Here is an 18402-nt window from a genome sequence, read left to right on the forward strand (position 1 = left end):
AAACGGCCTGAATGGGATCTAATCCGTACGTCCTTGGGTTGGTGTTGGGGGTGCTGGGGGTGGCGCTTTGGCTGTTCACCCGTCTGGCTTTGCGTTCTCCATGGGTGAATAAAACCGATCTGGAGAAAGCTGCATCGCCGGTGAATGGCGTCCTTTCACCGCATCAGGACGCATGGATTGTTGTTCAACTGGGTGGTCGGGTATCTCAGATCAATCAGCGCGCGCGGGAAGTCTTCCGGCTGGATGAAAACGAACCCCCGGACCTGGAGGTGCTGGCGCGCCGGGTGCGGCCGGGTGAGGAATTCCTGACCCTGTGCGCCTCGGAAGGCCACGGGCGTTTCCTCCTGGATGGGCGCCTGGCGGAAGCGACCTCTTATTATTTGCATACCGGTCCCCAGCCCGTGATCCTGCTGACCATTCGTTTCCCTGAGCTCGGCGGGCGGCAGGGGAACGCCAGCGCAGAATCCTTGCAGTTCTTTACCCAGATGGGTCAGGCGATGGGCTCCAGCCTGGACCTGGATGCGACGCTCGAAGCGATTTTGGAAAATGTCGCCAAATTGCTGCCCACGGACGTGCTGGAAGTGACGCTTTGGGACAAGCGGAATGAGAATTTCATTCCCTATCGAATGATCGGCCTGGCAGGGCTGGATCGCCACCTCGAGAAAAACAAACAGCGCTATCCGGCGGACGAAGGTTACACCGGTTATCTGGCGCGCGAGCGAAAACCACTGGTCATCCCGGATGTGGAACAGCGCAGCGATCTTCGCCCGGTCGCAGATTCGCTGTCATCGCCGGTACGGTCTTATCTGGGATTGCCGCTGCTGGCCGGCGAAGAGCTGATCGGCACCCTGGAATTGGGCTCGCTGACAGCCGGCACTTTTTCCGAAGATGATCTCGAAATGCTGGAGTTGGTGGCCGGGCAGGCCGCCACGGCCATCCACAACGCCCTGCTCTATCAGGAAGAGCAGCGCCGGTCGGCGGAGCTATCCGGCCTGTCGCAACTGGCGCAGGCTTTCAGTTCCATTCGCGAACCGCGCGGGCTGTTCGGCAAGCTGGTCCAAAGCACCGCGCCGCTGCTGCGCGTTAAAATTTTTGGCTTCCTGTTGTACAAGGAAACCACCCGTACGCTGGATGGACAGAATCCATTCTATGGATTGCCGCCGGAATTCATCGAGACGTATTACCGGGCCGAAGTTGCTCCCGGCAGCCAGGCAGAGCAGACGCTGCTCGATCAGGACGTGATCATCACCGAAAATGCGATGGAAGACCCCCAGTGGATTGCCCTGGGTTATGACGACTTGGCGCAGGGCGCCAGCCTGCACGATTCGGTCTTGATCCCCTTAACGTCCGGCGGCCGTATGCTGGGCTATTTGCAGGCGTCGAATCATGTCGACGGCAGTTCCGTCTTTACGCAGGACGAATTGCACCTGTTGATGATCATCGCCAACCAGTCGGCGCCCATCATCGAGAACGCCACCCTGGTGCAACAGTCCCGCGAGCGCGCCCAACGCGCCGAAGCGCTGCGCCGGATTTCGAGCCTGACGAGTTCCACCGCGACCCTGGATGAAATTTTGCATTTCTCGATTCAGGAATTGGCGCGCCTGCTGCGAGCCGATTCCGGCGCGGCCTTTCTGCTCAACCAGGATCGCAGTGAATTGTGCCTGCATCCGGCTTCACTTTTCGGCAGCGACGGCGCCCGGGCAGACCATATCTACCGGCTGCGCGTCGAGGATCCGCAATTCCCATTCACCCTGACCGGCAGCCAGCACGGGCTTCTCGTGAAGCACTTCTCGGAAGAGCGCAATGAAACAACCATCGTGCCCTTCTTTCAGACGCTGCTGGCCGAGTGGCAGGCCGAATCCGTGGTCGCCGTGCCGCTGGTGGTGCGCGATGAAGGGGTGGGTGAACTATGGTTCGGCTGCCGGGCCGGTGAAAACTTTGCCCAGCCGGATTTGCAGGCAATTTCGACCGCCGCCGGCCAACTCGCCGGCGTGGTGGAGCAGGCGTTCCTGTCCGTGCAAACCGACGAAGGCCTGCGCCGGCGTCTGGAGCAGTTGACGGCGCTCACCCGCATCAGCCGCGAACTGAGCACATCGCTTGATCTGACGGATCTGTTGAAGCTGATCCACGAAGAGACCCTGCACGCCACGCGGGCGACATGCGCTTCGGTACTGCTTTTCGAGCAGCCGGAAGAGGATGAGGAACCCCGCATCCGCCAATTCGTGGGTTGTACACCCCGGTCCAGCCTGTCGGAACAGGAAATGACCGTCTACCGGAGGGGTGAACCGGTCATCATCCAATGCACGGATGTAGAGGAGTCGGCCCAGCCGCACCCGGGCATCGAATCGATATTGATCGTGCCGTTGATCTATCATCAGGCGACGGCCGGATTGATCGAATTGCACGCGGAAGCCCGCAATCGCTTCGATGATGGCGCGGTCGAAATTACCCAGTCTCTGGCGGCCCAGGCTGCCGTCGCTTTGGGAAATGCATTGCAGTATGACGATCTGGCCCACCGCAGCGAAAAGTTGCGGGGCCAGTTGGGCACCCTCGGCAAGTTGTTCCAGGCCGGCACCGCCCTGCGGCCCAACATGAGCCTCCAGGACGCTCTGAAGGCCATTGCCGATGCCATTCAGGACGCCACGCCTTTCCAAACCGTGCTGATCAGCTCCGTAAACCCCAACACGAAACAACTGGTGCGGTTGCACGGTTCCGGGATCCCGGCGGATGCCTGGGAAGAGCTGCGTTCGCGGGTGGTTCCCTGGCAAAGCGTGCAAAACCTGCTGAAATCGGAATACCGCTGCGGCAGTTCGTATTTCATCCCCGCCGATCAGTTACCCGAGCCGCCCGCAGACGTGCATATGGTGACGGTGTTGGATGCGGACGATAATCCGACCCGCAATGCCTGGAATCCGGATGACATCCTCTGCGTGCCCATTTTCACGGCGGACGGTGAGCCGATGGGCCTGATTTCACTGGATGCGCCGAATAACGGACAGCGCCCGGATGAGGCCACGTTCGACGTGCTCAACCTGTTTTCAAACCAGGTGGCGCTGGTGCTGGAAAACCAGCGCACGCTGGATGACCTGCGCAGCCGTTTGCAGTATCTGCAAACGGATTACGAGCGCCAGGAGCAGGCCGCGCGCAGCGCTCGCGAGAGCCTGCCGGTGTTGATGCACCAGCAATTGGACCAGACCATGCGCATTCGGGACCTGAACTGCCGCATGGAACGCATCAAAGCCGGTATGGCATTGAGCGGGCAGGCTGCCAGCCAGAAGGATACCCGCGAGACCTTGCGCACGATGGCCAATGAGATGATCGCGCGCTTCGATTTGCAAAGTGTGCTCGTTGGCGAGTCGACGCCGACCGGGCCGCGTCTGGTGGATCGGATTGGCAATCTGCCGGCCGGAGCGAATCCCGAAGCGCTTTTTGGGCAACGGAATCCTCTGCGCCAGACGCTGCAGGACGGAAAAATGCTGCTGACGGCCGACCTCGAGGCCGAAAATGAATGGCGCAACTCGCCGCTTCTGGCAGCGTTGAACGCGCGCAGTTTCATCACCATGCCGTTCGAAATTGCCTCCGACCGGCGGGCTGTTCTGTTGGGCATCGGGCCGCGGGCCATGCCATCCTTTACGGATGAGGACCGGCGTGTAATCACCCAGGTGACCCACCAGGTGAGCATGGCTTTGCAGAACGTCGAGCGTCTGAATCAGACCCGCCAACGGTTGAGCGAGGTCAATTTGATGTTGGATTACGCGCACCAATTGAGCGGCAACCTGAATCCCGAGGGTATCCTGCGGATTCTCGTGGAAACCGCCATGCGGGTTCTGCCGGCCGCGCAAGCCGGCTGGGTGGGGCTGGTGTCGGAGAAGGAAAATCGGCTCGTCCCGCGCGCAGCCGTTGGTTACCGAGATGTGGAAGATCTGCTGGCCATGCATTTCGATCTGGCCATGGAACCGCCCGCGCTGCCTGTGAAGGTCTTGAAGCAGGAAAAGCTGCTGCGCATAGGCGATCTCCGGTTTGCGAGCGAGTACCCGCTGCCGCCTGAAGATTTGCTGCATTACCAACATGCCACCGGCGGCCGCCTGCCGGTCGCCAGCATGGCCGTGCCGCTGCAGTTCGGCGCCCGCACGCTGGGCGTTCTGGTGCTGGAAGATTTCGTCTCACCGGCTTCGTTTACCGTCGAGGACGAGGCGTTGCTGCAATCCCTGGCGCAGCAGACGGTGCTGGCGCTGGAAAACGCCCGTCTGTTCCAATCCTCCGAGAACCGCGCCGCCCAGATGCAGGCGCTGAACGAGGTGGCCGGCACCATTACTTCCAGCCTGCAATCCGACGATTTGATCGATTCACTGCTCGATCAACTGGGCTCGGTCGTGCCGTATAACACGGCCACACTCTGGCTGCGCGACGGCGACCAGTTGAGCGTGGCGGCAACGACCGGTTTCGATGACAATGAGAGCCGGGCCGGCCTGGCGGTGGCGGTGGAAGACAGCGCCCTGTTCCAGGAGATGATCGGCACCGAGCAGGCCCTTTCGGTGGCGGATGTGCGTCTTGATTCGCGCTTCCCCAGCCTGATCGAGCCGGATTACCTGAGCTGGCTGGGCATTCCACTGCTGGCGAAATCGGAACTCACCGGCGTCATCGCGCTCGAAAAGGACGAAGCCGGTTATTATTCGCCGGAGCATATTCAGGCGGCCACGACCTTCGCCGGTCAGGCGGCGGTCGCGCTGGAAAACGCACGCCTGTTCGAGGAAAGTCAGCGCCGCGCGGGGGAACTGGACCGGCGCAGCCAGCGCCTGCAACTGCTCAACCGCTTCTCCTCCGAGCTGAGTGCAACCTTGGAAGTGGACCTGATCTTCAAATTATGCCTGGAGCAGTTCCTGAGCGCGCTGGGCGGCGCGCACGCGGCGGTAATTCTGACGGATGCCCACGCCAGACTGACCCTGCAAAGCGAATTGCCCGAATCCAGTTCGACTCTGCCCCGCCAATTGCCGCCTGTGCCGCTTCTGGAGCGGTTGAGCGAATCGCATGGCATTTTCAGCACCAGCAATGCAAATCTGGAGCCTGAAGTGGCGCCGTTGATGGATGCGTACCTGAACGCGCACGGCACGCAAAGCTTGCTGGTGGTTCCACTGGTCACCGCGGGCAGTCTGCAGGGTTGGCTGCTGCTCGAATCGCAGAGAGAATACCGTTTCTCGCCCCCCGAGATCGAGCTGGCGCGTACGATCGCGAACCAATCGGCCATTGCCATTCAAAATGCGCGCCTGTTCGCTGAAACCCGCCACCTGACAACGGATCTCGAAAAACGCGTCGACGAACGCACGGCTGAACTCAGCCGCGAGCATCGCAATTCGCAGACCCTGCTGCGGGTCACCACCGAGCTTTCGGCCAGCCTGGAAATGGGACTGGTGCTCAACCGTACGCTGGCCGTGTTGAACGAATCGCTGGGTTCGGAACAATCCGTCATCCTGATGAGCCAGACCGGCAGCCGCTTCCAGGCCGGTGAGCCGCTGGTGGATGTGAATGCCCTTTCCAGACTCGAAAATGACATCGCTCGCTGGATGAGCAAGGAACGCGTCCCGGCCCTGGTCGACGATATGCACAACGACGCGCGTTGGAATTTACCCGAGGCGAAATCCGCGGCGTATGCTTCCATGCTGGCGGTGCCGTTAATTCTGGGCGCAGATTTTCTGGGCACACTGCTGCTGCTGCACCGCCAACCCAAGGCCTTCATCGTCGAACAGGCGGCCCTGGTGGAAGCTGCCGCGCGCCAGATCAGCATCGCACTCAACAACGCCGAGGTGTTCAACCTGATCCGCGATCAATCCGAACGCCTGGGTGGAATGCTGCGCGACCAGCAGATCGAAGCCAGCCGTTCGCGCGCCATCCTGGAAGCCGTTGCGGATGGTGTGGTGGTAACCGATGCGAATAACACCATCACCCTGTTCAACGCTTCAGCCGAGCGTATCCTGGGCCTGAAGAACACCGATGTAATTGGCCAATCGTTGGATAGCTTCCTGGGCGTGTTCGGCCGCGCCGCGCGTACCTGGAGCCACACGATTCACGAGTGGTCGAATAATCCGCAGAGCGCCACCGGCGCCGAAAGTTATTCTGAACAGATCAGCCTGGAAAATGACCAGGTCATCTCGGTACACCTGGCGCCGGTCTCCTGGCGCAGCGATTTCCTGGGTACGGTTTCCATCTTCCGGGATATCACCCACGAGGTGCAGGTCGACCGCTTGAAATCGGAATTCGTAGCCAATGTAAGCCATGAACTGCGCACGCCGCTGACCTCGATCAAGGGTTATGTCGAGATCATGCTGATGGGCGCCGCCGGGCAGTTGACTGCCCAGCAGAATCATTTCCTGGATGTGGTGAAGACGAACAGCGAGCGCCTGAACGTGCTGGTGAACGATCTGCTGGATATCTCGCGCATCGAAGCCGGGCGCGTGACCCTGAGCCTGCAGCCCCTGTCGCTGGCTGAAATCGCGGCGGACGTGACGGCTGACCTGAAGCGCCGTTCGCGTGAAGAGAACAAGCCGATGACCGTCGAGGCCGAGGTTGAAGCGAATCTGCCGCAGGTCGATGGCGACATGGAACGCATCCAGCAGGTGATGGCGAATCTGGTGAACAACGCCTACAACTATTCGCCAGAAGACGGCGTGGTGCGGGTGCATATTTTTGCCGCAGGCGACGATGAGGTTCAAATCGACGTAATCGACAAGGGTATTGGTATCGAACCGAGAGAACAGGCGCGAATTTTCCAGCGCTTCTATCGTGGGGATGATCCTCTGGTGTTGGCGACCGCCGGAACCGGCCTGGGACTGGCCATCAGCAAAATCCTGGTCGAGATGCATCACGGGCGCATCTGGTTCCACAGCGCTGGCGTGCGGGGTGAAGGCTCGATATTCTCCTTCACACTGCCGGTAACAAAAGCGGAGGAAGAACTGGCATGACAAAAATCCTGGTTGCAGAAGACGAGCGCGATATTCGCGATTTGATCGGTTTTACCCTGCGCTTTGCAGGATTCGATGTGGTCACCGTGGCCGACGGCGCCGAGGCCGTACAGGCGGCGCCGCAGGAAATGCCGGATATGATCCTGATGGACGTGCGCATGCCGCGCATGACGGGCTATGAAGCCTGCACGCACATCAAGGCCGACCCGCAGCTTTCACACATTCCGGTTGTCTTTCTATCCGCAAAAGGCCAGGATTCCGAGATTCGCACGGGATTCGATGCGGGCGCGAGCGAATATTTACTCAAGCCCTTCGCACCGGACGAATTGGTGCAGCGCGTAAAATCATTGTTGACGCAGTTCGGGAAATAACCCCATCATGAGTGTTGTCTTTCTGGATTCGGGCAGTGCACATTATGAAGTTCTCGGCCGCGGGAAGCCGGTCGTTTTCCTGCACGGTTGGGTGGGGTCATGGCGTTACTGGCTGCCGGCCATGCAAGCCACCTCGATTTCTTACCGCGCCTATGCTTTGGACCTATGGGGGTTTGGCGACAGCTCCAAGACCCAGCATTACGAAATAGACCAGCAGATGGGCCTGATCGACGGCTTTCTGGAGAAGATGGGCATCGGGCGGGTGGTACTGGTCGGGCACGGCCTGGGCGCCATCGCGGCCATGGCCTACGCCTGGAAGAATCCGCAGGTGGTCGATCGGCTCATGGCGGTTTCCTACCCGTTGGAAGAAAGCAACCTGGCGGCCCGCCTGCGGACATCGACGCCGGCGGATCTGGCGGATTGGCTGCTGCCGCGCGTACCGGCTGCAGACGCGGCCCGGGCGGAACTGCCCAAGGCCGATCCGGGCGTGGTATCGTCTTCGTTCAACCGGCAGCCCAACCTGGACGGCGCATGGCGCCAGTTCGGAACGCCGTGTCTGCTGGTGAACGGCGTCAACGATCCGGCCGTGCTCGCGCCGCGGCCCGAACAACTCAACGAACTGCCCGAGCAGTCGCATGCCGTGCTTTTCGATCCGGGCGGGCACTTCCCGATGATGGACGACGCCAACAAATTCAACCGCCTGATCGTCGATTTTCTATCCCTGGCGTCCGGCGAGAGTCCGCGCAACCTGCAGTTGAAAGAGGAATGGAAGCGCCGGGTGCGTTGATTACAGCCCGGTGTGGCATTCGACTGGCTTTTTATTACCATCGGATGTCTTGACAATCTCCTGTTTGGGGCTATACTACGCATACAATTGAGTACGGGGAGCCCGGTGAACCGGGCTGAGAGGAGGACAACCAGTCCTCGACCCTTATAACCTGATCCGGATAATGCCGGCGGAGGGAAGTCGAGAGCAAAATGTCAAACACCCTCCTAAGGCAGGGTGTTTTTTTATGCCAACAGCAAAACGCGCTGTCATCTTCGTCAACGGGCGGCTGCGCAGCCCCGGAAAAATGGCGGCTCTGTTGCGGCCAGAGGATGTGTTGATCGCCGTCGACGGCGGGCTTCATCACTTGCGCCGCCTGGGCCTGCCCCCACACCTGTTGATCGGCGACCTGGATTCGGCCAACGCCGAAGATGTGCACTGGGCGGCGGACAACGGCGCCGAGCTGCGGCGTTACCCGCGCGAGAAAGACGAAACCGACCTGGAATTGGCCCTGCAGGCCGCGCTGCAAACGGGCAGCCGCAGGATCGTATTGGCTGCGGCCCTGGGTGGGCGCCTGGACCAGACCCTGGGCAACCTGTTCCTGTTGATGCGCCCCGAACTGGCAGGCCTGGACGTTCGCCTGGAGGACGGTATGGAGGAGGTCTTTCTCATCCGCGAGCAGACGGAATTGCGCGGGCGGGCGGGTGAAATCGTCTCGCTGCTGCCGTTGAACGGCCCGGCGGTGGGCGTAAAGACCCGCGACCTGCGCTTTCCGCTGAACGATGAAACACTGTATCCGGATAAAACGCGTGGCATCAGCAACGAAATGACCGGCGAGAGCGCAGGAGTATCCCTGCGTTCCGGGCTGTTGCTATGCATCCACACGCGAAGACATTGACCGAAGGCATGTGTGTAAAAGAGGAGAGTCCCATGAAGCTTCCCCGTTTATTTTTACTGGCCGCTCTGTTGAGCCTGGTCCTGTCTGCCTGCGCTCCCGCGGCAACCCCGGCAACGACCCCGGCGGCGGCTCAGACGGCCGAACCGGTCACGCTGACGGTGATGACGCACGATTCGTTTGCGGTGACCGAAGACCTGGTGCGCCAGTTCGAGCAGGAAAACAACGTCAAAGTCGAATTCGCCAAGAGCGGTGATACCGGCTCCGCGCTGAATATGGCCATCCTTTCCAAAGACGCGCCCCGCGCCGACGTCTTCTACGGCGTGGACAATACCTTCCTCAGCCGCGCGCTCGAGGCCGGTATTTTCGAACCCTATGCTTCACCGCTCCTGGCCGACATCCCGGCCGAGTTCAAGCTGGACGCGACGAACAGCGCCCTGCCGGTGGATTATGGCGATGTGTGCATCAACTACGACAAAGCCTACTTCGCCGATAAGGGATTGGCCCTTCCGGCGACGCTCGACGACCTGCTCAAGCCCGAATACAAGGGCCTGCTGGTGACGGAAAATCCAGCCACCTCGTCGCCGGGCCTGGCCTTCATCATGGCGACCATTGTCCAGTACGGTCCGGATAAATACCTGGACTTCTGGAAAGGTCTGAAAGAGAACGGCCTGGTGGTGGTAAACGACTGGGAAACGGCCTACTACACCAACTTCAGCGGTTCATCCGGCAAGGGCAGCCAGCCGATGGTGGTGTCCTATGGTTCCAGCCCGGCCGCCGAGGTCGTCTATGCCGATCCGCCGGTGCAGACCGCGCCGACCGCTTCGATCGTCGGCGATAACACCTGCTTCCGCCAGATCGAGTTCGTGGGTATCCTCAAGGGCACCCAACACCGTGCGCTGGCCGAAAAATTCGTCGATTTCATGCTCGGGACGAAGTTCCAGGAAGATATGCCGCTGCAAATGTTCGTTTTCCCGGTCAACTCGCAAGCCAAGCTGCCGGATGTGTTCACCCAGAATATCCAGATCCCGGCAAAACCGGCCACGATCGATCCGAGTGAGATCGGCGCCAACCGTGAAGCCTGGATCAACGCCTGGACGGAGACCATCCTGAAGTGATCGCATCCCCGAAACGCTTCCCGCGCGCCGTCTGGTTGTGGAGCATCCCCCTGCTCTTCCTGGGAGTGTTCTTCTTCCTGCCCCTGGGCACAGTATTTCATCTCGCATTTCAACCGGAAATGGGCGGCGTGCGGGTAAGCAGATCGGACGTGCTGCAGCCGTTGGGTTTCACCTTCTGGCAGGCCGGCCTATCCACACTGCTCACGCTGGTGGTCGGCCTGCCGGCGGCTTACCTGTTTGCGCGGTTTGAATTCCCTGGCAAGCGCCTGCTGCGCGTGTTGACCACGCTGCCGTTCATCCTGCCGACGGTGGTGGTGGCGGCCAGCTTCAACGCGCTGTTGGGCCCGCGCGGCTGGATCAACCTGCTGTTGATGGACTGGTTCGGGCTGGCGACCCCACCCATTCAGATCCTCAACATACTGGGCGCCATCCTGCTGGCGCACGTCTTCTACAACACCACGGTCGTCATCCGGGTGGTGGGCAGCGCGCTGGGGCAGCTCGATCCGCGCCTGGAACAGGCGGCACGTGTGCTGGGGGCATCTCCGCTGCGCACGCTGCGCGAAGTGACCCTGCCGCTGCTGCGCCCGGCGCTGCTCTCGGCTACGCTGCTGGTGTTCCTCTTCGATTTCACCAGCTTTGGCGTGGTCCTGCTGCTGGGCGGCCCGCGCTATGCCACATTGGAAGTCGAAATCTACATCCAGGCGCTTCAGATGCTCAACCTGCCGCTGGCCGGACTGCTCTCGGCCGTGCAGTTGGCCTGCACGCTGGCGATTTCGGCGCTCAACAGCCGCCTGAGCGGGAAGCGGGCCGTGCCTCTGGCGCCGCGTCTGCGCGGCGAGGGAATCCGCAAGCCGCGCACCTGGCGCGAACGACTGCTGGTGGGCAGCCTGACGGCCGTGCTGGTGGCGCTGCTGGTGATGCCGCTGGCGGCATTGGGGCTGCGTTCGGTGGCGCGTCTGGAGGGGGCGCGCGGCGAGCGTGGCGCGGTGCAAAACGGGCTGACGCTGGATTACTACCGCGAGCTGTTCATCAATCGGCGCGGGTCGCTGTTCTACGTTCCACCCATCGAGGCCGCCCGCAATTCGTTGATTTACGCCGGGACCACTGTGGTGATCGCCCTGAGCCTGGGTTCGCTGGCGGCCGCCGCGCTTTCACAGCGGTCGAAGATCAACCGCTGGCTCGAGCCCCTGCTGCTGCTGCCGTTGGGCGCTTCCGCGGTGACGCTGGGACTGGGCTTCATCGTCGCGTTCAACAAGCCGCCGCTGGATTCGCGTTCCTTCCCGCTGCTGGTGCCGATCGCGCACAGCCTGGTGGCGCTACCTTTCGTGGTGCGCACCCTGCAGCCGGCCATGGCCTCCATTCCGCAGTCCTTGAAGCAGGCGGCAGCCGTGCTGGGCGCCTCGCCGCTGCGCGCCTGGCTGGAGGTGGACCTGCCGATCATCGCCCGCGCGGCGCTGGTGAGCGCGGTATTTTCGTTCACCATCTCGCTGGGTGAGTTTGGCGCGACCTCGTTCATCGCCCAAACCGATATGCCCACCCTGCCGGTGGCCATCTACCGCTTCCTTTCGCAGCCCGGCGGCCTGAATTACGGCCAGGCCATGGCCATGGCCACGCTGCTGCTGGTGGTGTGCGCGCTGGGCATCCTGGTCATCGAGCGCCTGGGCGGCGAGACGTTCTAGAAACAACCACAGAGCCTGCAGAGAGTCCGTAGAGAGGACAGCGATACCAAGACAGGGGATGAAAAGATCTAAAATTCTGCACCTGTCTTTGCCCCTCTATCCTCTCTCTTTGTTCTCTGTGACCTCTATGGCTGTCTCCTTAAGGCCCGACGTAGATGACGCGGTAGATGGCGCCGGAAACGTCATCCGAGATGAACATCTCACCGGCGGCGTTCGTCACCACGTCGGCGGGGCGGCCGAAGGCATTCGGGCCAGCACACGTCTCACCCGCGGCTCGCCAACCATTGACAAAAGTCTGGCTGCCGACCGGCTGACCGTTATCGATGAGCACGCGCTGCACCTTACAATCACGAGCATTGGCCAGGGTGGTGTTCCACGAACCGTGGAAGGCAACGAACAGGTCGTCCTTGTAAGCCGCCGGGAAGGGAGCCGGGGCGCCCAACTGCATGCCCAGCGGGGCCGAGTGCGCCAGGTCGGTAAAGCGGGCGGGGATGGCTGGCGCGCAGTCCAGGTTGTAGCCCGGCGCGGGGACTTCGGGCGAGGTGTTTACGCCCAGGGTGGCGGTGTAGCAAGCCGGCCAGCCGTGCCAGTGGTTGCCCTGCACCGGAATGATGATCTCCTCGGGCGGCAGATTGTCGCCCATGCCGTCCGAGCCGTTGTGGTCGGCCCACAGTTCGCCGTTCGGCGCCCACAGGAAATCGACGCTGTTGCGCAATCCCCAGGCCCACAGCGGGCGCTTGCGCGTATCGGCGTCGTTCTTGAAGGGATTGTCGCTCGGAATGCTGCCGTCGGGGTTGAAGCGCAGGATGGCTGCCCGGCGTGGATCGGTCTCGTCGCAGGCGTTGCAGGTCGAGCCCACGGCAACGTACAGCTTGCCGTCCGGCCCAAAATGGAGCGTGCGAGTGATGTGCGCGCCGCCGCCTGGGATGTTGGTGGTCACCGTTTCGTGGGTCTCGTAGATGCCGTCGGCGTTGGTATCCTTGTGGCGGGTGATCTTATCGCCCTCGGCCACGTACATCCAACCCGCGTACCATTCCAGGTTATGCGGATACGTCAGGCCGGTCAACACCGTCTGGACGCCGTCCGCCAACCCATCGTGATTGGCGTCTGGCAGGCGAACGATGGACCCGCCGTCGAAAAGCGCGACGTAAAGCCAGCCGTCCGGGCCGATGGCCATCAATCGCGGTCTGGCGCCCGCGTTGGTGGTGAAATACCGGATGGCGAAACCGGACGGCACCGTCAGACGCGCCGAAGCCGCATCCGCGGGCGGCAGCGCCAGGCCGGGGGTGGGTGATTTAGAAATCAGCGGCAGGTAAACGGTCGTCCCACCGGCAGCCTGCACCTGAGACAGGCTCACGAGCAGGGTGAAAACCGCCGCTGCCAGACTGATGAACCTGGAAAAGAAGGCTCGTTTTTTCATATTTGCCTCGAATCGATTCTTACGGGCGGACGCGAATGTCCGCAGAGGATATTAATATAACAATAATTATAAATTAAATCAAAGATCGATACCCTTAACGCAAAACATCTTGGACAGGGGCGTCGGCATTCAAAATGCAGGGGGCGTTATGTGGTAGGATTAGGGCGTTTGAAGAAAAGTGGAGCGGAAACCATGCTGGAAATACGCGATATCTGGAAAAGCTACGAAAACCAGCCATTGCTGAACGGCGTTTCCTTTCAAATCCAGGCCGGCGAGACGGTGTGCCTGTTGGGAAGATCTGGCAGCGGCAAGAGCACGCTGCTGCGCATCATTGCCGGGTTGGAGACCGCCGAACGCGGGCAGGTCCTCTGGCAAGGCCAGGACCTCAGCGGTGTGCCGGTGCACCTGCGCCATTTCGGCCTGATGTTCCAGGATTACGCCCTGTTTCCGCACCGCAATGTGGCCGAAAACGTGGCTTTCGGGCTGCGCATGCAGGGGCTGTCGAAAGCCGAAATCGGGCTGCGTGTAGTCGATGCACTCGAGAAGGTCAATCTGGCCGGTTTCGCCGGACGCCGGGTCACGGACCTTTCCGGCGGCGAGCAGCAGCGCGTGGCGCTGGCCCGCGCCCTGGCGCCGCAGCCGCGCCTGCTGATGCTGGATGAACCCCTGGGCGCTCTGGACCGCGCCTTACGCGAGCAGTTGGGGAATGAACTGCGCCGGGTGCTGCATTCCACCGGCATCCCGGCCATCTACGTCACCCACGACCAGGAAGAGGCCTTTGCCATCGCCGACCGGCTGGTGCTGCTGCATGAAGGCCGCGTCGAACAGGAAGGCCAGCCCGCCGAGATTTACAATCGGCCGGCTTCGACCTGGGTGGCCCATTTCCTTGGCCTGGATAATCTGGTTCCCGCCCAGGCGCTGGCCGGATCACCCGGGCTGGTGCAGACGCCGCTGGGCCTGCTCAAACCGGCCTGTCTGCCGCCGAACGGTGCATTCACCCTGCTGCTGCGCCCGGCCGGTGCTTACCGCCAGGCGCGGGGCGCGGATTGGAACCGCATCCAGGGCCGGGTGGAGGATTCGGTGTTTCGCGGCGAGCGCTTTCGGGTCGAGCTGCGCTGCGCGGGCGACCTGACCCTGCGCTTCGATCTGGAGGAGCCGCTCCCCAAAGGCGAACCGGCGGAACTCTACCTGCCTCCGGAAGCCGTTCTCTGTCTGGGTTGAGGAATTCATGGAAGAGATCACGATCATCAAACGCAACCCGCAGGGACAGGAGACCTTCTGCTATCACGGCCGGGTCAAACAACGCCTGCCGGGCGCGGTGCTCCTGGAGGCGTACTTCGACCGGCCGGATATGCCCTTTCACGGCATGCTGTGGAAGCGGAAAGATCGCTTTGTTGAAGCCTATTATGCCGACCGCTGGTATAACATCCTCGAGATCTATGACTGCGACGATGGCCAGATCAAGTGCTGGTATTGCAACGTCGCCTATCCGGCCGAAATCGAAGACGGCATGGTCTCTTTTCGCGATCTGGCGCTGGACCTGCTGGTATTCCCGGACGGGCGGCAGGAGGTGCTGGACGAGGACGAATATGCCCGGCTGTCGCTCAGCCCGGAGGACGACCGGCGCGCCCGGGCCGCGCTGGAGGAATTGAAGGCCCTTTTTGCGCCGCCGGTGCGGGTGCGATTGGATCGACCGGCCCATTCGTAAAAAAAAGCCGCCTCTCGCGATTGAGAGGCGGTTTTTTTCTAGAAAGAATGGATCAGGCTAACCGGGCCAGGAGCGCCGGCAGACTGGTTGAAATCGAATTAATTATCCGGTCGCCGTTGTTGTAGAACCAGGCGCCGAAAATTACGAAGAGCAGGCAGCAGCAGCAAAAAATTGCCAGTACCACGATGACGATGATGAGTACGGTGCGGGTCGTGCTGGACATGCCGCTCTTTGCCGGGGGCGTGCTTCCTGCCGCCGGCGGTACGGGCGATGCGCTCGGACCCTGCGGCCCGGCGGGCTGGCCGGCCAGGTTTTCGGGAACGGAATCGAAGCCGGAAGTCGGCGGGGTTTCTTTGGCGCTCACATCGATAATCTGCGGCTCGCTGGCGGGCGGTTCAGCAGACGGCGGCGTATATTTGTCTGGATCGAAGGGCGGTTCCGCGGAAGGTGGGTTGTAATTGCTGTCCATAATTTTTTCTCCCTGAAATTGGCTAGGATTAGGATGATGGCTTTCGATATTTAAGATTGACTTCGGGATTCGCGGTTGGCGCGCCGCCACAGCAGCCAGATGATCCAGGCGGTGAACATCACCAGCAGGCAGGCGATCAGCACCGGCACGACCAGCGAGAGGATCGAGACGACCGTCGAAACGGCATCTTCGGCCATGCTGACCGGCACATTGCCTACGCCGGCGGTGGCGGCGGTGACCGCCGGGCGCACGGCCAGCGTCTTGACGCCGTGTACGCTGCCGGCCACCAGCAGCCCCAGCGCCAGGGCCAGCACGGGATGCACGTTGGAGATGGCGTGCGCGCTGGCGGCAAAGACAATCGCGCCGGCCGTCGGGCGAATGAAGGTCTGCACGGCGTCATTGACGTGATTGATAGCCGGGATCTTATCGGCAAAGAATTCGATCAGGGAAAGCAAGATCAGCAGGCCGATGATCCACCAGCTCGTCAGCGCGCTCCATGGTTCTTCCAGGTGGATCAGGTTCGTGAATTTGCCGAGCAGGGCGACCACCAGCAGGGGAATGTAGGCGTTCAGCCCGGCGCTGGCCGAAAGCCCAAATGCGGAAAAAATACCCAGAATTTCCATCCCTGTTCCTCTTGCTACTATATACGCATTATAGCTTGAATCCGTTCCACGTTCCGGTAAAAGTCAATCGCAGCCAGTCGATGGCGAAGGTTTGCAGCAGGGCGATGGCGAAACCCACGACCAGCGGAAGCCACAGGTCGCGCAGCGAACGCGCCTGGCCATCGCCGCGGACTACGATGAGAACCAGCAGCCCGTAGCATGTCGAGAGGATGGCCAGCACGGTCGCCGAGCTGAGCAGCGCCAGCGGGTAAAGGATGAGCGGGTTGCCGCTGAGCATCAGCAGCACCACCCCGGCGCCGGCCAGCAGCAGGCCGGCCAGCGAACGCCACGAATCCAGCGCCGGGCGCGGATCCAGCTCGGCCCAGGCCGTCTGGTGAAAAGCCGGCAGCAGCAGGGTGGGGATCAATAGCCCCAACCCGGTGCCGGAGATCAGGCGCAGGGTGTTGTTGGGTTCGTACAGCCCCTGGAAGCCCGGAAAGAAATGCAGGTAGGAATTGGTCCCGTCCACGGCGAAGGCCAGCCCCAGCAGTCCGAGCGGCAGCCACAGCTTGCGCGGCGGCAGCCCGCCGCGGCGGCCCTTGCGGAGCTGGTAGATGGCACTGGCCAGCGCGCCCAGGTACATGCCCGAACAGCGCGCGCACAGCGGCAGTGGACGCGAACCGAGATGAAAGGAACGCAGATCGATGCGGTGGCACACCGCGTAACCGACCGCGTCGGCCTTGCCGAGCAGCCCGGGTGGGGTGAAGCGCAGCCAGAGCACGAGTAACGCCAGAATGGCAGCGATGAGCAGCAGTTTGGCAGCGGTCTTCAGGCGGGGTGAGTTTCGCATGATGGGCTGATTATAGGATAGGAGGCGGAGGGGTGCAAGGAGATGAGCCCGTGCGCATGGCGATGCGAAAAATTAAGCTGAATAGCTAGGTGAACACATCCTTCTGCCGTTTGGCGATACGCTGGAAGAATAAACACAGTGATAAAGCGCAGGCTTCTTATAGGCGGTGGTAATTGAGCTGCATTCGTCAAAAGGACATTTTATTAGGATGTGAATGATCAGAATGTATCCATTCATTGTAGAGTTTTCTGTCAGGTTGGAGCCTCGTGCCACCATAAATACTGGTTAGCCTGTAAATGGGCCCGCAATAATGAGGGTGCCTGAAATACTTATGGTACCAATGCAAAAAACTAAGAAGAAAGAAATAGTTAAAAAAGTAATCTTAGAAGTGATTAATGCTAACATCAATAAAGCCAACATCTTTTTTTACAACGACGTTTGGAATACACTAGAAATAATGTTAGGCATTTACTGGAAAGAATTCTTGTAGGGTAAAATCGACCAATTCCTGTGATTGAGCAAGTCTTTTTCTGTAAAATCGATCAGGTTATTCCAAAGTAAAGGTTCAATCGAGTAAAACTACCTTGCTTCCAGGTTGAGGTAAAGCCTGCCGACTTCCCATTCATCGCTGGTCTCCATCAGGATGGCACTTACCAACCGCAAACAGGCTCCTTCGTTTGGGAAAATGCTTACCACCCGGGTTCGTCGTTTGATTTCACGATTGAGCCGTTCCAGCCCATTGGTGGTGCGAATCAAACGCTGGTGAGCGGCCGGGAAAGAGAAAATCGTCAATCCTTCTGGTATGTTGTTCTCCATCCAGTCTGCCAGCTTCGAGGCAGTCTTCTGGTACTTGGTGATTATTATCAATTTAGGTGTCAAATAAATGGGCGCAACTTTAGCTGCTGGACCATTCACCTTTATGGTTCTGAAACACGCTGGCACAGTTGTCGGCGCCGAGTTCCTGGTGTCCGACTAATTTGGTGTAACTTGAGAATGAGTCATCAATACTGCAGATGCGCATGAAAACAAACTAGTCCAGGTGTGATTCAACGGCAACCAAACAAAATTAACGTGCTGATCCTGTGTGTATTCTGGCGGCCATAGGAAAGATGAATGTGGTCATCCTTTAGTTCAATTTATTTCCCAATGGGAAAAGTAAACCATTGATTGATCAGAGGTTATCTAAATTTCAACAATTGCACCCTATAGATCAAGAAGGGTGAAAAAATCAAACGGAAATGCAGGCTCTTGAGTAACTACTCAGGCTTGCTGAGCGACGAAAGGAGGAGGTAGGGCTTTTCAATGAAAGCAATGCGCAAAACAATCTACATCCACTGGCCATTCTTGTAAGCTATCGAAAAGTACGAACGAACCGTGCAGAACATCTCGACATCTTCTTCTGAGTGGAAACCACTGAACACGTTCATCTTGACTTTCATCATGCGGATATCGGGTTCCCCTGATTGATGTCACGCTTCATGATATTGATAATGTAAATATGCTTTTGGATTTTTTCTTGATTAGTTACTAATCATCTATCTTTTCTGCCCGAAACCCACCTTTCTAAA

At 60.1% G+C, this 18402-nt stretch carries 12 protein-coding genes, 1 pseudogene and 1 riboswitch; of the genes and pseudogenes, 8 read left to right on the forward strand and 5 right to left on the reverse strand.

The features are described 5' to 3' along the window. The first annotated feature begins 11 nt into the window (after positions 1-11). The 6 genes from LARV_RS07870 to LARV_RS07895 all read left to right on the forward strand — a co-directional run bounded on the left by LARV_RS07870 (position 12) and on the right by LARV_RS07895 (position 11785). Positions 12-6956, forward strand: coding sequence for a GAF domain-containing protein (locus LARV_RS07870; RefSeq protein WP_083522408.1), 6945 nt, complete (start codon positions 12-14; stop codon positions 6954-6956). Continuing rightward, positions 6953-7327, forward strand: coding sequence for a response regulator transcription factor (locus LARV_RS07875; RefSeq protein ID WP_075073125.1), 375 nt, complete (start codon positions 6953-6955; stop codon positions 7325-7327). The genes LARV_RS07870 and LARV_RS07875 overlap by 4 nt, the downstream gene beginning before the upstream one ends. A 7-nt stretch (positions 7328-7334) precedes the next feature. Continuing rightward, a complete protein-coding gene (locus LARV_RS07880; protein ID WP_075073126.1) occupies positions 7335-8114 on the forward strand; it encodes an alpha/beta fold hydrolase in 780 nt (259 codons plus the stop codon). An 83-nt stretch (positions 8115-8197) separates the two neighbouring features. Then, positions 8198-8309, forward strand: a riboswitch (TPP riboswitch). 31 nt (positions 8310-8340) lie between these two features. Then, the gene (locus LARV_RS07885) at positions 8341-8991 is read left to right on the forward strand and encodes a thiamine diphosphokinase (protein WP_075073127.1); all 651 of its coding nucleotides are present in this window, start codon (positions 8341-8343) and stop codon (positions 8989-8991) included. A gap of 32 nt (positions 8992-9023) precedes the next feature. Then, a complete protein-coding gene (locus tag LARV_RS07890) occupies positions 9024-10106 on the forward strand; it encodes a thiamine ABC transporter substrate-binding protein (protein WP_075073128.1) in 1083 nt (360 codons plus the stop codon). Then, positions 10103-11785 carry an ABC transporter permease gene (locus LARV_RS07895; protein WP_201785897.1) on the forward strand — a complete coding sequence of 561 codons (1683 nt, stop codon included), beginning with the start codon at positions 10103-10105 and terminating at the stop codon, positions 11783-11785. The genes LARV_RS07890 and LARV_RS07895 overlap by 4 nt, the downstream gene beginning before the upstream one ends. Before the next feature lie 139 nt (positions 11786-11924). Here LARV_RS07895 and LARV_RS07900 read toward each other — a convergent pair whose 3' ends face one another. Next, a complete protein-coding gene (locus LARV_RS07900; protein WP_075073129.1) occupies positions 11925-13205 on the reverse strand; it encodes a PQQ-dependent sugar dehydrogenase in 1281 nt (426 codons plus the stop codon). 192 nt (positions 13206-13397) lie between these two features. Here LARV_RS07900 and LARV_RS07905 point away from each other — a divergent pair, with 192 nt between their 5' ends. Both LARV_RS07905 and LARV_RS07910 read left to right on the forward strand, forming a co-directional pair. Continuing rightward, positions 13398-14426 (forward strand): ABC transporter ATP-binding protein, encoded by a 1029-nt coding sequence (locus tag LARV_RS07905; RefSeq protein WP_075073130.1) that lies wholly within the window; start codon positions 13398-13400, stop codon positions 14424-14426. A gap of 7 nt (positions 14427-14433) precedes the next feature. Next, a complete protein-coding gene (locus tag LARV_RS07910; RefSeq protein ID WP_083522409.1) occupies positions 14434-14913 on the forward strand; it encodes a DUF402 domain-containing protein in 480 nt (159 codons plus the stop codon). Positions 14914-14965: 52 nt separating this feature from the next. On the opposite strand, the gene LARV_RS07915 is transcribed toward LARV_RS07910, so the two are convergent. The 4 genes and pseudogenes from LARV_RS07915 to LARV_RS07930 all read right to left on the reverse strand — a co-directional run. Continuing rightward, positions 14966-15382, reverse strand: a complete 417-nt coding sequence (locus LARV_RS07915) for a hypothetical protein (RefSeq protein ID WP_075073131.1) — start codon at positions 15380-15382, stop codon at positions 14966-14968. Positions 15383-15432: 50 nt separating this feature from the next. Then, positions 15433-16005: a DUF4126 domain-containing protein gene (locus tag LARV_RS07920; RefSeq protein ID WP_083522410.1), complete on the reverse strand. Its 573-nt coding sequence runs from the start codon at positions 16003-16005 to the stop codon at positions 15433-15435. 28 nt (positions 16006-16033) lie between these two features. After that, positions 16034-16834, reverse strand: a complete 801-nt coding sequence (locus LARV_RS07925) for a DUF2085 domain-containing protein (protein ID WP_075073132.1) — start codon at positions 16832-16834, stop codon at positions 16034-16036. 579 nt (positions 16835-17413) lie between these two features. Continuing rightward, positions 17414-17686, reverse strand: a pseudogene (locus LARV_RS07930) (transposase); the annotation flags it as partial. Positions 17687-18402: the final 716 nt, after the last annotated feature.

This window comes from Longilinea arvoryzae (assembly GCF_001050235.1).
In the GTDB taxonomy this organism is placed as follows: domain Bacteria; phylum Chloroflexota; class Anaerolineae; order Anaerolineales; family Anaerolineaceae; genus Longilinea; species Longilinea arvoryzae.

What these genes read in the sequence shown, in the direction of transcription:
- LARV_RS07870 (WP_083522408.1), top strand. Translation starts at nt 12, where the DNA reads ATGGGATCTAATCCGTACGTCCTTGGGTTGGTGTTGGGGGTGCTGGGG.
- LARV_RS07875 (WP_075073125.1), top strand. Translation starts at nt 6,953, where the DNA reads ATGACAAAAATCCTGGTTGCAGAAGACGAGCGCGATATTCGCGATTTG.
- LARV_RS07880 (WP_075073126.1), top strand. Translation starts at nt 7,335, where the DNA reads ATGAGTGTTGTCTTTCTGGATTCGGGCAGTGCACATTATGAAGTTCTC.
- LARV_RS07885 (WP_075073127.1), top strand. Translation starts at nt 8,341, where the DNA reads ATGCCAACAGCAAAACGCGCTGTCATCTTCGTCAACGGGCGGCTGCGC.
- LARV_RS07890 (WP_075073128.1), top strand. Translation starts at nt 9,024, where the DNA reads ATGAAGCTTCCCCGTTTATTTTTACTGGCCGCTCTGTTGAGCCTGGTC.
- LARV_RS07900 (WP_075073129.1), bottom strand. Translation starts at nt 13,205, where the DNA reads ATGAAAAAACGAGCCTTCTTTTCCAGGTTCATCAGTCTGGCAGCGGCG.
- LARV_RS07905 (WP_075073130.1), top strand. Translation starts at nt 13,398, where the DNA reads ATGCTGGAAATACGCGATATCTGGAAAAGCTACGAAAACCAGCCATTG.
- LARV_RS07910 (WP_083522409.1), top strand. Translation starts at nt 14,434, where the DNA reads ATGGAAGAGATCACGATCATCAAACGCAACCCGCAGGGACAGGAGACC.
- LARV_RS07915 (WP_075073131.1), bottom strand. Translation starts at nt 15,382, where the DNA reads ATGGACAGCAATTACAACCCACCTTCCGCGGAACCGCCCTTCGATCCA.
- LARV_RS07920 (WP_083522410.1), bottom strand. Translation starts at nt 16,005, where the DNA reads ATGGAAATTCTGGGTATTTTTTCCGCATTTGGGCTTTCGGCCAGCGCC.
- LARV_RS07925 (WP_075073132.1), bottom strand. Translation starts at nt 16,834, where the DNA reads ATGCGAAACTCACCCCGCCTGAAGACCGCTGCCAAACTGCTGCTCATC.